The organism is Pseudomonas sp. W3I7 (genome assembly GCF_030816095.1).
In the GTDB taxonomy this organism is placed as follows: Bacteria; Pseudomonadota; Gammaproteobacteria; order Pseudomonadales; family Pseudomonadaceae; genus Aquipseudomonas; species Aquipseudomonas salomonii.
The window spans coordinates 2,284,473-2,296,917 of the sequence record NZ_JAUSXP010000001.1; the positions used below are offsets into that span (position 1 = coordinate 2,284,473).

Annotated in this window: 7 protein-coding genes and 2 pseudogenes; 2 read left to right on the plus strand and 7 right to left on the minus strand. The window is 58.2% G+C overall.

Annotated features, from left to right (window positions below; genetic code table 11):
* Positions 1-23 precede the first annotated feature (23 nt).
* From QF043_RS10750 to QF043_RS10770, 5 genes and pseudogenes are all read right to left on the minus strand, one after another.
* Positions 24-1,862: pseudogene (locus tag QF043_RS10750) on the minus strand (3-dehydroquinate synthase); the annotation flags it as partial.
* A 533-nt stretch (positions 1,863-2,395) separates the two neighbouring features.
* Positions 2,396-2,614: pseudogene (locus QF043_RS10755) on the minus strand (DUF6124 family protein); the annotation flags it as partial.
* A 427-nt stretch (positions 2,615-3,041) separates the two neighbouring features.
* Positions 3,042-3,350: a DUF6124 family protein gene (locus tag QF043_RS10760; RefSeq protein WP_017136535.1), complete on the minus strand. Its 309-nt coding sequence runs from the start codon at positions 3,348-3,350 to the stop codon at positions 3,042-3,044.
* Between the two features lie 514 nt (positions 3,351-3,864).
* The gene (locus QF043_RS10765) at positions 3,865-4,131 is read right to left on the minus strand and encodes an acyl-CoA-binding protein (RefSeq protein WP_307418450.1); all 267 of its coding nucleotides are present in this window, start codon (positions 4,129-4,131) and stop codon (positions 3,865-3,867) included.
* A gap of 151 nt (positions 4,132-4,282) precedes the next feature.
* Entirely contained in the window at positions 4,283-5,221 is a 939-nt protein-coding gene (locus tag QF043_RS10770) for a LysR family transcriptional regulator (RefSeq protein WP_307418451.1), read from the minus strand.
* Between the two features lie 110 nt (positions 5,222-5,331).
* Between QF043_RS10770 and QF043_RS10775 the strand changes: the two genes are divergently transcribed.
* Both QF043_RS10775 and QF043_RS10780 read left to right on the plus strand, forming a co-directional pair.
* Complete coding sequence (locus tag QF043_RS10775) at positions 5,332-6,831, plus strand: CoA-acylating methylmalonate-semialdehyde dehydrogenase (protein WP_307418452.1); 1,500 nt, start codon at positions 5,332-5,334, stop codon at positions 6,829-6,831.
* A gap of 359 nt (positions 6,832-7,190) precedes the next feature.
* Complete coding sequence (locus QF043_RS10780) at positions 7,191-9,653, plus strand: hypothetical protein (protein WP_307418453.1); 2,463 nt, start codon at positions 7,191-7,193, stop codon at positions 9,651-9,653.
* Between the two features lie 108 nt (positions 9,654-9,761).
* On the opposite strand, the gene QF043_RS10785 is transcribed toward QF043_RS10780, so the two are convergent.
* Both QF043_RS10785 and xylG read right to left on the minus strand, forming a co-directional pair.
* A complete protein-coding gene (locus QF043_RS10785; protein ID WP_307418454.1) occupies positions 9,762-10,901 on the minus strand; it encodes a sugar ABC transporter permease in 1,140 nt (379 codons plus the stop codon).
* Positions 10,901-12,445 (minus strand): D-xylose ABC transporter ATP-binding protein, encoded by a 1,545-nt coding sequence (xylG, locus tag QF043_RS10790; RefSeq protein ID WP_307418455.1) that lies wholly within the window; start codon positions 12,443-12,445, stop codon positions 10,901-10,903. Before xylG ends, QF043_RS10785 begins: the two co-directional genes overlap by 1 nt.

Consider the following 12,445-nt stretch of genomic DNA (forward strand, 5'->3'; position numbering starts at 1 on the left):
GCGCGTAGCCTTCGGTGGGCAGGCAGTGCCGGGTGGCTGTGGGCCGCCAGCCGTTGCAGCGCCGCGTGCATTTTTGCGCTGTCGATTGCATGCAGGTCCACCGATTGGCCGATGCCGGTGAGCATGGGGATCGACAGTTGCCCGCCCAAGTGCTGGCGAAATTCCTCCAGGCCGAGCAACAGCGGCGAGCGGCCTTGGGCATCGGTCACACTCAATTCCGGCGGGCACAGGTTGAAGCCCAACGTGTGCAGCAGGCTCATCACCCGCTCAGTTTCGGTATCGCTCAACAGGCCCAGTGCGTTTGCGTAAAGCCCATCCAGCGCCATGCCCACGGCTACTGCTTCGCCATGGCGCAGCCGGTGGTGGCTGAGGTTTTCCAGTTTGTGCGCAGCCCAGTGCCCGTAATCCAGCGGGCGGCCGTTGCCGCGTTCGAACGGGTCACCGGCGCCGGTGATATGCCCCAGGTGCAGCTCGGCGCAACGGCGAATTGCATAGCGGCTGGCCGCGTGGTCGAAGTGGGCGAGGGCGCTGGCGTTGGCTTCCATCCACTCGAAGAACGCGGCGTCCTTGATCAGCGCCACTTTCACCGCTTCGGCCAGCCCGGCGATCTGGTCGCGGCGGGTGAGGCTGGTGAGCAGCTGGAAGTCGTTGATCACGGCGGTGGCGGGGTAGAACGCGCCGAGCAGGTTCTTCTGGCCGAAGGCATTGATGCCGTTTTTGACGCCGATACCGGCATCGTTCTGGGCCAGCACCGTGCTGGGAATACGGATCAGTCGGATGCCCCGATGGAAGGTCGCGCAGGCGTAACCCACCGCATCCAGCACCGCGCCGCCGCCCAGGGCCAACACGTAGCAATGCCGGTCCAGACGGTGTTGCAGCATGTCGCTGTAGAGCTGCTGCAACACCTCTGAGGTTTTGCTCAGTTCACCCGCGGGCACGGCGATGGGCGCGGCGAGCAACTGCAGATCGGCATGGGCTGCGAAGTAGGCGTCGATGTGGTCGCGCAACTCAGGGGCGCTGTGCAGCAGTTGCTCGTCGGCGAACACCATCACTGTCACCGGGCCGCTGTGCGCTGCAGTGAGTTGCTGGTGCAAGCATGGGTTGAGCGGGGCGAACAGATGGTCGGTGAAGATCACCGGGTAGTCATAAGCAACCGTGAACCGCCCACGCAGGGGCTGATCCCCACTGGGCTTACGTTTGAGCAGACTGTAAATCGCCACAAACGCCAGCGGCAGCACCATGCTGGCCAGCACCGTGACCAGTAATGAATTCTGCTCGATCAGGAAGGTGCCGATGGCCGTGTAGGCCAGCGCCAGGCCGGCATTGGCCAGCGTGGTGATCAACAAAAAGGCGCGCAGTGGGTAGCGCTGCATCCCGGCGGCCACCACCGAGGTTTCCGCCAGCACCGGCACGCCGCGCAGGCAAATCAACGACAGCGTGCCCAAACGGTACGCCAGCTGCCCGGGCGAGCGCTGATGCAAGCCAAGGCGCCCCGACAGCAGCCGAAAGTAGCCAGCGCCCAGCGCATACCCCAGGCCTGCCCCCAGGCACAGCCCGATAAAGATCACCAGATAACCGCCGACACTGCCGAGCATGGCCACCGCCAGCAACGCCACCATGCTCGACGGCACCGGCAGCACCACGTCCAGCGCAAGCAGGGCGATCAGCAGCAGGGCCAGGTAGAACACCTGGGCAGGCGTGGACGGTTGGTACAGGTTGAGGTGAATCAGGAAGTCTTGGATCTGTTGTTCAAACAACAGAAAGCTGGCAATCACCAGCACAGAAAAGCACACCAATGACAGCCAAAAATGTTCGGCTGGGCCCTTTTTCGTGAACGCACGATACCACCGGCTGCGCTTCATCAAAGCATCCCTTTTGAGTGTTGAGACTTAAATTCCGTGTCTGTGCTTGCGCTGTTTTTAGAGCAATAAAACCCCTCACCTGGCGGGCAGGTTTTGTGCGTAATGGCTGATGGCTTTCACGGTATTCATGAACGTAGCCGGTTGTGGTTGTTTTGCAAGTTTGTGCGGGCGGGAGTTTGAAAAGGGTGTTTTAGAGGAGGAGGTGTAGCGGTGATTATTCAATATTTACAATTAGTTGTATGGCTTTTATGGCGGCGTCAAGAAGCTGTTGGTGATGACTGTTGCAAGTAACAAGTTGATTTCAAAAATGTGAGTTTTGTTTGGTGAATTATTGCGGCTGGCTATAACAAGTTTATGTGCGCGTAGTTGTCGAGAACTATTCCGTTTAATGCGATGTGCATCCAATGACCTCAAATACTCAGCAGGTCCATTGTGGGAGCGGGCTTGCTCGCGAAAGCGCAGTGTCAGTCAGCCCATGTGTGGCTGACCCACCGCATTCGCGAGCAAGCCCGCTCCCACATTTTTGACCGTGTTTAAGCCATTGCTTTTGCGGGTTTCAGGCACTCGATAGCGCGATCCACCGTGGTGCGGGCCAGCTCGAGCAAATGCCACACCGCCAGAATCTTCGCCCGTTCGGGGCTGGCGAGCATTTCACTGCAGTTGAGCGTGGTGGCCGAAGCGCTGTCGAACAGGCTGGCGGTGTAGAGCAAGGCGTCTTCAAAACTCAGGTCTTCGATCACGCTGTGAACGCCGGGGGGGGCGGCTGTACGCAGGTTAGTCGACCGGTCAGAACAGGAACCCGGCGCGCCCGAAGGCGCCCTGCGCACAGCCACCATAAACTTCGGAGGACGATGCGCCTGTTCTGAAACCGGGCGACTAAACCCGATCACTGATGAGCAGTGACGGATCGCAGACTAGCCATCGATTCCAGCAGGCACAAGGCGGCAGGGGTTGTCTAGGAAACGTCCTGCAATTAAAAGCGACGCGCCTTGCTGGCCCTTTACAAACCATGTCGAAAGGCCACTGACTGATCAGCCACACGGAACAGCGCCACAGATCCAATGTGGGAGCTGGCTTGCCTGCGATAGCGGTATATCTGCACCTGATTTTCTGGCTGATACACCGCCATCGCAGCGATGCGGCGACCCGACAAGCCAGCTCCCACATTTTTTACCGCGTTTAAGCCATTGCCTTGGCAGGTTTCAGGCACTCGATAGAGCGATCCACCGTGGTGCGGGCCAGCTCGAGCAAATGCCACACCGCCAGAATCTTCGCCCGTTCGGGGCTGGCGAGCATTTCACTGCAATTGAGTGTGGTGGCCGAAGCGCTGTCGAGCAGGCTGGCGGTGTAGAGCAAGGCGTCTTCAAAGCTCAGGTCTTCGATCACGCTGTGAACGCCGGGGGTGGGCAAGTAATGATCGAGGGCGCGGTTGAAGGCGGCGCGGTCTTTGGCGCAATTGCGGGGTGGGTCGGGGACGACTTTTTTCATGGTGTAACTCCTATTGAACCAGAGAGCTATCACCCGCGCTGCTAAACGAGGGTGGTAGCTGTACGCGGGTTAGCAGACCGGTCAATAGGAAAACCAGCGCACCCGAAGATGCCCCACGCACAGCCACCATAAACGCAGCGGTGAACCGTATACCTATTGAAGTCAGGCTGCTAAACCCGATCACTGATGAGCAGTGACGGATCGCAGACTAGCCATCGATTCCAGCAGGCACAAGGCGGCAGGGATTGTCTAGGAAACGTCCTGCAATTAAAAGGGACACGCCTTGCTGGCCCTTTACAAACCATGTCGAAAGGCCACTGACTGATCAGCCACACGGAACAGCGCCACAGATCCAATGTGGGAGCGGGCTTGCTCGCGAAAGCGTAGTGTCAGTCAGCCCATGTGTGGCTGACCCACCGCATTCGCGAGCAAGCCCGCTCCCACATTTTTTTACCGCGTTTAAGCCATTGCCTTGGCGGGTTTCAGTCACTCGATTGAGCATGGTGGCCGGCCCTTATTGGATCCCGTAGAGTTGGATCAGTCTATCCACTAATTCGATATATCTTTTTTGGGCCTCAATTGGTGACGTACCTTTCAGCTTGTTCCAGGCATCCCATTTAGCTGTTGCTTGAATTTCAAGTAAGCCAGGCTTTGCAGAGTTAATGTCGCCCACTGTGGATTGCATGAATAAGCCATAAAGTTCGTTAACTTCATCAGGGGTTGGTCGTGTTGATAATTGTTTGACCCCTTTCACTGCTGAGTCGAAATCTGGGTTGCTCATGGCGCCTCCAAGGTATTGAACCGGGTTAGGTATGCGCTTCAAATAGTAAGTGCGAGGCAAAAACAATACGCCTGGTATAAATGACAGTTATCAATACCCGTTGGCTATAAGCGCCACGCTTAATGGCGCTGATTTATTCGCGCAACCTCGCTCATCCCACAAACCGAAACCCACCCGACAGTTTCTCCTTCAGATACCCCACCAACGCACTCACCGACTTCGGCACATGGGGTGAATACGGGCGGATCAAGTAGATCTCATCGGCAAATGCGCCCTTGAGTGTCCAGCCCTTGAGCACTTGTACCAACTTGCCGCTGGCCAGCGCCGCCTGGGCGCTGAAATCCGGGAGCAGGGCGATGCCCAGGTGGTTGAGCGCCGAGTCGCGCAGGGCTTCGCTGTTGTTGGTGGAAAAGCTGCCGGCGATGGGCACGGTGGTGCGTTCGACTTTTTTGCCGCCGCGCTCGAATGTCCAGGCCGGCTGGTCGGCGCCGCGTGGGTAGTAGAGGCAGTTGTGGGCACTGAGGTCGGCAGGCTCGCGGGGTTCGCCGTGGCGTTGCAGGTAGTCCTGGGTGGCGACCAGCACCGAGCCGGTGTCGCACAACTTCCACGCCACATGGGTCTCCGGCACCTGGAAGCCATGGCGCACCGCCAGGTCGTAACCTTCGGCTGCCAGTGAGCTCAGGGCATCCGACACGTCCAGCTGTATGCGCACTTGCGGGTATAGCTGTAAAAACTCCGACAGATGCGGCACCAATTGCTGCCGTGCAAATGCCACCGGCGCGGTGAGGCGCACCAGCCCGCGAATCTCCCCGGCCGAGTCGCGCACCGACGAAAAGCTGCGGGCGATGTGCTCGTAAGCACTGCGCACTTCGCGGGTCAACGACAGCCCCGCATCGGTGAGCCGCACACTGCGCGTGGTGCGGGTGACCAGCCGGGTGCCGGTGGCCTTTTCCAGGTCCGAGATGCGCTGGCTGACCGCCGACTTGCTCACCCCCATGCGCGCTGCGGCGGCGGTATAGGTGCCTTGCTCTTCCAGCACCGACAACCAGTGAATATGGGTCCACAGCCCTTCGATCTCGGATTTTTCCATGATGCTATTGTTCGCTCACAAGGACAATAAGTTCAGGATTCTGCTCTGGTTTGGAACAAACTGAAAGCCTATCGTGTGCCTCAACGCTACCCACCCAGGGATCACCTGCCATGACCAGCACGATCGAGCACTACATCAACGACCAACGCGTGAGCCGCGATGATCGCTATCAAGACGTCTACAACCCAGCCACCGGCGAAATCACCGGTCGGGTCGCCCTGGCCAGCCGCCAGACCGTCGGTGAAGCCGTCGCCGCTGCCCAGGCCGCGTTCGCCGGTTGGGCCGACACACCGCCGATCCGCCGCGCTCGTGTGTTATTCGAGTACCTGCACCTGCTGCGTGAACGCAAGGACGACCTGGCGCGCATCATCGTCGCCGAGCACGGTAAAGTCTTCACCGATGCCCAGGGCGAAGTCGACCGTGGCATCGATATTCTGGAATTTGCCTGCGGCATTCCCAACCTGCTCAAGGGCGAGCATTCCGACCAGGTTTCCCGTGGCATGGACAACTGGACGATGCGCCAGCCCTTGGGTGTGGTGGCGGGCGTCACGCCGTTCAACTTCCCGGTGATGGTGCCGATGTGGATGTACCCGATCGCCATCGCGGCGGGCAACACCTTCATCCTCAAGCCCAGCCCGACCGACCCGAGCGCCTCGCTGTTCATGGCCGAGTTGCTGCGTGAAGCCGGCCTGCCCAAAGGCGTTTTCAACGTGGTGCAGGGCGACAAGGAATCGGTAGATGCCCTGCTCGAACACCCGGACGTCAAGGCCATGAGCTTCGTCGGCTCCACGCCGATCGCCCAATACATCTACGAAACCGGCGCCCGCAACGGCAAGCGCGTACAAGGCCTGGGCGGCGCGAAAAACCACATGGTAGTGATGCCCGATGCGGACATCGAAAAAACCGTGGATGCGCTGATGGGCGCCGCCTACGGCAGTGCCGGCGAGCGCTGCATGGCGATCTCCGTTGCCGTGTTGGTCGGCGATGTGGGTGACAAAGTCATCGCGTCCTTGACCGAGCGCGCCAAGCAACTGCGTATCACCGACGGCCGCGATTTGAAGGCTGAAATGGGCCCGATCGTGTCGCGTGCTGCGCTGGAACGCATCAGTGGCTACATCGAGCAAGGCGTGCAAGCCGGCGCAAAACTGCTGCTCGACGGGCGTGATTACGTGCCAACCGAGGCCGGCTTGGAAAACGGCTTCTGGCTCGGCGCGACCCTGTTCGACCACGTGACAAAAGACATGAGCATTTACCGCGAAGAGATCTTCGGCCCGGTGCTGGCGTGCGTGCGCGTGAATGATTTTGCCGAGGCAATCAAGCTGGTCAACGACCACGAGTTCGGCAATGGCGTCAGCTGCTTTACCCGCGACGGCAACATCGCCCGCGAATTCGCCCGGCGCATCGAAGTGGGCATGGTCGGCATCAACGTGCCGATTCCGGTGCCGATGGCCTGGCACGGCTTTGGTGGCTGGAAGAAGAGCCTGTTTGGCGACATGCATGCCTACGGTACGGAAGGTGTGCGCTTCTACACCAAGCAGAAGTCGATCATGCAGCGCTGGTCGGAGAGCATCGAGCAGGGCGCGGAGTTTGCGATGCCGGTGTCGAAATAATCTAAGAGCGCGGCCAACACTGTGGGCACCCAATTTTTACGTTGTTGGCCGTGTTAAGAAATGTTTTGAAGTAAAACGATTAAACGGTCAACTTTGGTCGTTTGGTAGTTTACTAAAAGTTAGAATCTTTTCGTAATAAAAGGCATTCTTTCTGAAGGAACCTATCTTCAGGTCGATACGACTTATTCGACTGCTGATGTAGGCATATTCGTGAAGCCAGAATATGAGAACACCTCGTCAGCGTATGAGTTCCCGCCCCGTGCATGTTGAACCGAAAGTAGATGCCGTTTGATTCGTAGGCGCACTTTAACTTGTAAGGGGAAGGGTAAAATTAAGTTGTTTTAAAGAGTGTGCCGATAATGATTATGCCCTGGGATCCTCTCGCGCAGCCTGCAATGAATACCGTCCTGAGTTCAAACGCAGAAGTACAAATAACTCCGTCCGATAATGTCGACACAAGCAGCGCAAGCATCCGCGGTAGCGTGCGTGAATTTTTAAGGGAGATCGACGCCCCGCCTTTGCCTCTTGATGTTTTTTACAAGACGACCATTTATGGTTCGGCTAACGCTGTTATGCCCAGCGCGAGCGATAACCAACAAGAATGTATGCAGCGCATCGATGCCTATAGTGAGCGTGTCAGCAAGGCGATCAAAGACATTGAGACAGGTTCGGAAGGTCAGCGCAATGTCAAATTCCAGCAGACTCGACAGTTCCTGGAGCCTGCGGGTTACTTCAGTGGTGGGTTGTTGGCTGCCGGGTACGACCCGCACGAAAAAATCACGGTAACGTTCAACTCATACGTAGGGATTGGACACCCCCAGACGCTAAGCGATACCAGCACACGTACCTACTTTGCCTGGGAAATAGCCGCCGGTACGCTTGTGCACGATAGGGTTCAGCGCGGCGGCACGGTCAATTTCCAGTCGATGGTAATTGAGCAGAAAGACCGCAACAAGGTCAAGGATCTGGAGTCGGCGGGCAAGAATCTTCAAAACCATTGGGAAAATGAGATCGCCCAGCCGATGCGGGACGTGGAGGGAGTATTGGCTAAGCGGTCGGGAGTAGCCGATGCCTATGTACTAAAGGGAACCCTGCAGAGCCTGCTCAAGACCCAAGGGCATAACATGGTGTATGAAGAACGCACGGCCATCGAGCGCGCGCTGAACGGAAATGGGCAAGTTATTATTCCCAACCTGTATGGTTACCCACTGGCAGGGTTTGCGTTTATTCCTATCACACCTTACGACGGTAATCCGGAAAACAGGCCCAATAAAGGCGTGATGATTGATCTTAAAAATGGCACGGTTTCTTCTATTTGGAGTGATCAGGACTTTGCCAATTGGGCGCCCGATAATCGTGAGCAGTTATTACGCAGTTTCAATGCCCGTGACAGACAAGGCGGCATAGATGCCCATTGGCCCAAAGCGAGCGAGTTGTTGGATGACTACATTGCGGGCAATGTTAGAACCTTTCCTGGTTACAGAAGTTTAGTCAAAGATAAGCCCGTACCCATTTGGGAAACCTTTAATTACACCGAGTCGCGAGATGGCGATTATCAGTTGAAGTACGGCACTGTGAATGCCATTGCCAAACAGTACCAGGAGGTGAACGCCAAGAATGCAGTGTGGGACGATCAGACTAAGGTATTTGGTCATTCGCAGCAGAGTTGGAAAGAAGCAAAAGAGCTATGGAGTAACACCTTTGGTTATATACCCGTCGTCGGCAACGCGGGCAATCTTGTTTTTGGCATCCATGACGCTCTCCACGGTATGACCGCAAACGATCGCGTCGGCGGTGGTGCAGCAGCGGTGATAGCAGGTCTGCAACTGGTACACGAACTTGCGCCTTTTGCTGCGGAGGGTGGCTTAAGTGAAGTCGACTCAGCGCTAAGTACGCACTATAAATGGAGCGATGAATCATTCGAGCACGACTTTGAATTGGTGCGAACACCCCAGGCATCGGTCGTCCCAGATCAGGTACCACCGGTTTCATTTCCGGGTATGCGCGAAGTGGCATTCAGGGGGCAAAAGTATTTTGCTGCTGAGACGCCTGATGCGGGGGATGGCGCGCACTATGTGTTGCGTCAGCGGGATCCGAAAGATTCATCAAAATTGGTAAATACCGGCAAAATTGCCAAACCGGATGCCGACGGCGTTTGGAGAGCAAGAGGAGTTGCCGGTGGGAGCAACGAACCCGTTCCCCTTAAAGAGCGCATAGCAGGTACCACGCTGGAGAGGCCCGCTACACGCGAGCAAATATTAGCACTGGATCGAAAACCCGGTTCTGGCTATTACGCCACGTCGTTGGACCCCAATGAGCCTCGGCCATTCAAGCCGGATGGCGCTTATGCGTTCGTTATACGTGTGGAAGAACCGGACAAGGTCTACATTGGCTCGATGAACAAAGGCCTCACGCCCGAAGGTAAGCGCTATCCGTTTACCCTGCGCACCAACCCTGATTGGGTGGGCGGGCATTCGGCATTGACCCATGGGTTGAAAACCCTGAAGGGTGGCACCACCGATGTGCTTTTTGCCGGCGAGGTCTACATAAAAAACGGCGCTATAGAGTTTTGGACGAATGGGAGTGGGCATTACCAGCCGCCCACTGAGCTTCGCGAGACGAACATCACGCCTGCGGTTAAAAACATACTGCCAGATGACAAGTACGTGGAAAGGGACCAACTTACGCGCGTGCAGGAAAACATGTGGAACAGTAGCACCCATCTGACCCCGAAGGAGTTGGCGCAACATGATGAGTGGGTGAAAGAAGAGTTCAATATAGGAGACACTGACAGCGACAACGAAATCAGCGACGATGATTGACGTTCGTCGTTAGCATCGAAGCCTTCAGTGCTCAGTTCGAAAAGCTCGATCGTGGAATTTTCCGCTTTCAGGCTTTTAGTCCTGAGCACAATGCGCGCAGGCTCTCGCTCAGCCGCGCCGCCCCGCCCGCGTACTCACATCCACCCACACCGCCAGCACCAGAATGCTGCCCTTCACAATCATCTGCCAATAGCTGTCCACGTCCAACATCGACATGCCGTTATCCAGGCTGGTAATCACCAGCGCCCCGAGCAACGCGCCATACACCGTGCCCGAGCCGCCGCGCATGGAGGTGCCGCCGATAAAACACGCGGCAATCGCATCCAGTTCGCCCATATTGCCCGCCGACGGCGAGCCGGCAGCCAGGCGTGCGGTGTTGACCAGGCCGGCGAGGGCGCACATCACGCCCATGATGCCGAAGATCCACAGTTTTACCGCCTGCACGTTAATGCCCGACAGGCGTGTGGCTTCCATATTGCTGCCCACCGCGTACACGCGACGGCCGAACACGGTCTGGCTGGTGACGTAGCTGAACACGCCGAGCAGCACCAGCAACAGCAGCACCGGCACGGGGATGCCGTCGTAGCTGTTGAGAGTGGTGACGAACCCGGCCAGCACTGCGCCGATCACAGCCACGCGCAACAGGTCACGCACCAACGCATGCGCCGCCAGGCCATGCAGCGCGCGGTTGCGCCGTTGCTTCCAGGTCAGGAACAGGGTCAAGGCAAACAGCAACACGCCCAGCCCCACGCCGACGGCATGCGGCAAATACCCCTGGCCTACATACACCAGCGATGGCGACACCGGCGCAATGGTGGTGCCGCCGGTAATCCCCAGCAGAATCCCGCGAAACGCCAACATGCCGCCCAGGCCGACAATGAACGAGGGGATGCGCAGGTAGGCAGTCATGTAGCCGTTGGCCAGGCCGATCATCAAACCGCACAGCGCCACCAGGCTGAGGTTGGCCAGTAGCGGAATGTGGTAGACCACGTCCAGAATCGCCGCCAGCCCGCCCAATAACCCCAGCAGTGAACCCACCGACAAATCGATCTCGCCGCTGATGATCACCAGCACCATGCCGCACGCCAGGATCCCGGTGATCGACATCTGCCGCAGCAGGTTGGACAGGTTGCGCGGCGTGAGAAAGCCACCCTCGGTCTGCCAGCTGAAAAACACCCAGATGATCGCCACCGCGATCACCAGGGCGAGCATTTTGTAGCGGGTAAAAAGCAGTTTGACCTGATTCATCACGCGGTTTTCCGGTTGTTATTGTTGTGGCTGAGCGCGGCGGCGAGCACCTGTTCCTGGGTGAGCCCTTCATTGATGAAATCGCCGCGCAACTGGCCGTCGCCAATCACCAGCACGCGGTTGGAAACCCCCAGCACTTCGGCCAGTTCCGAAGAGACCATGATGATCGATACGCCTTCGGCGGCCAGCGCGCCCATCAGTTTGTAGATCTCGTACTTGGCGCCCACATCCACGCCGCGCGTGGGCTCGTCGAGGATCAGCACGCGGGGCTTGGCCATGAGCATTTTCGCCAGCACGGCCTTTTGCTGGTTGCCGCCGGACAGGCTGGTGATCGGCAAAAACGGGCTGGCGGTCTTGAGGTGCAAGCGCGCGATTTGTTGGTCGATGCTGCCAAGCTCGGCTTCGGCATCGATGCGGGTCATATGGGCGTAGCGGTCGAGCACCGCCAGGGTGATGTTCTGGCCCACGCCGAAGTCGGGGATGATGCCTTGGCGCTTGCGGTCTTCGGGCACCATGCACAGCCCGGCGCGGATCGATTTGAGCGGCGTGCGCGTGTCGATCAGTTGCCCGTCCAGCCACACCTCGGCGCTGTAGCGGCCGGGGTAGGCGCCGAACAAGGCCGACACCAGCTCCGTGCGCCCGGCACCCACCAGCCCGGCAATGCCGAGGATTTCCCCGCGCTTGAGCACAAAGGAAACATCGTCCACGCGTTTGCGCTTGGGGTTGTCGACGTCATAGCAGGTGACGTTGCGTGCCTCGAAAATCACCTCGCCGACTGCATGGGGCTCGGTGGGGTAAAGGTTGCTCATCTCGCGGCCGACCATCTGCGTGATGATCTGCGCGATATCCATGTCGGCCATGGCCGTGGTCGCGATGTGCTTGCCATCGCGAATCACGGCGATGGTGTCGCACACGGCAGCCACCTCATCGAGCTTGTGGGAGATGTACACGCAGGCCACGCCCTTGGCCTTGAGACCTCGGATAATGTCGAGCAGCACTTCGATTTCCGAACGGGTCAGGGCCGAGGAAGGCTCGTCGAGGATCAACAGGCGCGCCTGTTTGTTCAGGGCCTTGGCGATTTCCACCAGTTGCTGGTAACCGCCGCCGTATTGCGACACCGGCAGCGCCACGTTCATGTTCGGTACCTTGAGTTCGCGCATCAGCGCTTCGGCGCGCTGCAGCATGGCCGGGTAGTTCATGCGCCCGCCGGGCAAGGTCAGTTCGTGGCCCATAAAGATGTTTTCGGCCACCGACAAGTCCGGCACCAGGGTCAGCTCCTGGTGAATAATGACGATGCCGGCGGCCTCGGTTTCGCTAATCGAATGGGCTTTGAGCGGCTGCCCGTCCCAGAGGATTTCGCCTTCCCAGGTACCATACGGGTAGACAGCCGACAGTACCTTCATCAAGGTTGATTTACCGGCGCCGTTTTCACCGCACAGGCCGACGCATTCCCCCGGCCGTACCTTGATATCGATGCCGTTTAGGGCGTTGACACCGCCAAACGTTTTGACGATGCCGTTCATTTGCAGCAAGTAGTCGGCCAT

What these genes read in the sequence shown, in the direction of transcription:
- QF043_RS10765 (WP_307418450.1), bottom strand. Translation starts at nt 4,131, where the DNA reads ATGAGCAACCCAGATTTCGACTCAGCAGTGAAAGGGGTCAAACAATTA.
- QF043_RS10780 (WP_307418453.1), top strand. Translation starts at nt 7,191, where the DNA reads ATGATTATGCCCTGGGATCCTCTCGCGCAGCCTGCAATGAATACCGTC.
- xylG (WP_307418455.1), bottom strand. Translation starts at nt 12,445, where the DNA reads ATGGCCGACTACTTGCTGCAAATGAACGGCATCGTCAAAACGTTTGGC.
- QF043_RS10770 (WP_307418451.1), bottom strand. Translation starts at nt 5,221, where the DNA reads ATGGAAAAATCCGAGATCGAAGGGCTGTGGACCCATATTCACTGGTTG.
- QF043_RS10785 (WP_307418454.1), bottom strand. Translation starts at nt 10,901, where the DNA reads ATGAATCAGGTCAAACTGCTTTTTACCCGCTACAAAATGCTCGCCCTG.
- QF043_RS10775 (WP_307418452.1), top strand. Translation starts at nt 5,332, where the DNA reads ATGACCAGCACGATCGAGCACTACATCAACGACCAACGCGTGAGCCGC.
- QF043_RS10760 (WP_017136535.1), bottom strand. Translation starts at nt 3,350, where the DNA reads ATGAAAAAAGTCGTCCCCGACCCACCCCGCAATTGCGCCAAAGACCGC.